Origin of the sequence: Pseudomonas edaphica (assembly GCF_005863185.1) — a bacterium.
GTDB lineage: Bacteria > Pseudomonadota > Gammaproteobacteria > Pseudomonadales > Pseudomonadaceae > Aquipseudomonas > Aquipseudomonas edaphica.
Genome location: NZ_VBVZ01000969.1, coordinates 1 through 1,398, shown reverse-complemented (window position 1 = coordinate 1,398; position 1,398 = coordinate 1). Strand labels below are relative to the sequence as shown.

1 pseudogene is annotated in these 1,398 nt (G+C 61.4%); it reads right to left on the bottom strand.

What is annotated here, in order from left to right:
• Positions 1-1,309 (bottom strand): annotated as a pseudogene (locus FEM54_RS32560) (excinuclease ABC subunit UvrA); the annotation flags it as partial.
• Positions 1,310-1,398: the final 89 nt, after the last annotated feature.

Below are 1,398 nucleotides of genomic sequence, written 5' to 3'. Positions count from 1 at the left end.
GCCCAATATCAATCACCCAATCCCCCTGGGCCACCACGCGCATCTCATGCTCCACCACAACCACCGTGTGCCCCGCGTCCACCAGATGATTAAGCTGACTCAGCAAACGGTCCACATCCCGAGGATGCAAACCCGTAGTCGGCTCATCCAACACATACAACGTCGCGCCCCGGGCATTACGTTGCAACTCGGTCGCCAACTTGATCCGCTGCGCCTCACCGCCGGACAGCTCGGTCGCCGGCTGCCCCAGACGCAGATACCCCAAACCGATATCCCGCAACACTTGCAACGAACGCAACACCCCAGGCTGCTCGGCAAACACCTCGACCGCCTGCTCCACGGTCAACCCCAGCACCTGGGCAATGCTCAAGCCTTGCCACTTGATCGCCAACGTCTCAGGGTTATAACGCGCCCCATGACACGTCGGACACGGCGCATACACGCTGGGCATAAACAGCAACTCGACACTGACAAACCCTTCCCCCTCGCAATGAGGGCAACGGCCCTTGGCGACGTTGAACGAGAACTGCCCGGCATCGAAATGACGCTTCCTGGCCGCCGGCGTTGCCGCAAACAATTTGCGCACGTTATCGAACAACCCGGTGTAAGTCGCCAGGTTAGAACGCGGCGTGCGGCCGATGGGTTTCTGGTCCACCTGCACCAAACGTCGAATCTGTTCCAAACCGCTGCTGACCCGCCCACCACTGCTTTGCGGGGCATCGTCTTCAAGGCTCGGTTCTTCGTCGCTTTCCAGCACACGGCCCAAGCCTGTGCCCACCAGTTCCAACAGCGCCTGGCTGACCAGACTGGACTTGCCCGAGCCGGAAATACCCGTCACCGCCGTAAAGCAACCCAGCGGGAAATCCACGCTTAGATCCTTGAGATTATTACGCGTCACCCCTTCAAGCTTCAGCCACCCCGACGGCTCACGTCGCGTCGTGCTGCAAACGCGCCGTTCGGCAAACAAATACTCGCGCGTCTGCGAGGCCTGCACATCCGCCAAACCGGCAGGCGGACCGCTGTACAACACTTGCCCGCCGTGCTCACCGGCCGCCGGGCCCACGTCGATCAGCCAGTCGGCGCGGCGCATGGTTTCCAGGTCATGTTCCACCACAAACAACGAATTGCCGGCCGCTTTCAAACGCTCAAGCGCAGTAAACAATGCTTCGCCATCCGCCGGGTGCAGGCCTGCCGACGGCTCGTCCAGCACATAGATCACGCCGAACAGCTGCGAGCCCAACTGGGTGGCCAGGCGCAGTCGCTGCAATTCCCCGGATGACAATGTAGGCGTGCTGCGCTCCAGGGACAAAATGAAGCTGTCGGTGGAAAAGCGCCTTGCCGCTCAGCGTATCGCCCAGGACTTGCTGGAGCGGGTCAGCACCCTCACCGAGTTGGGCC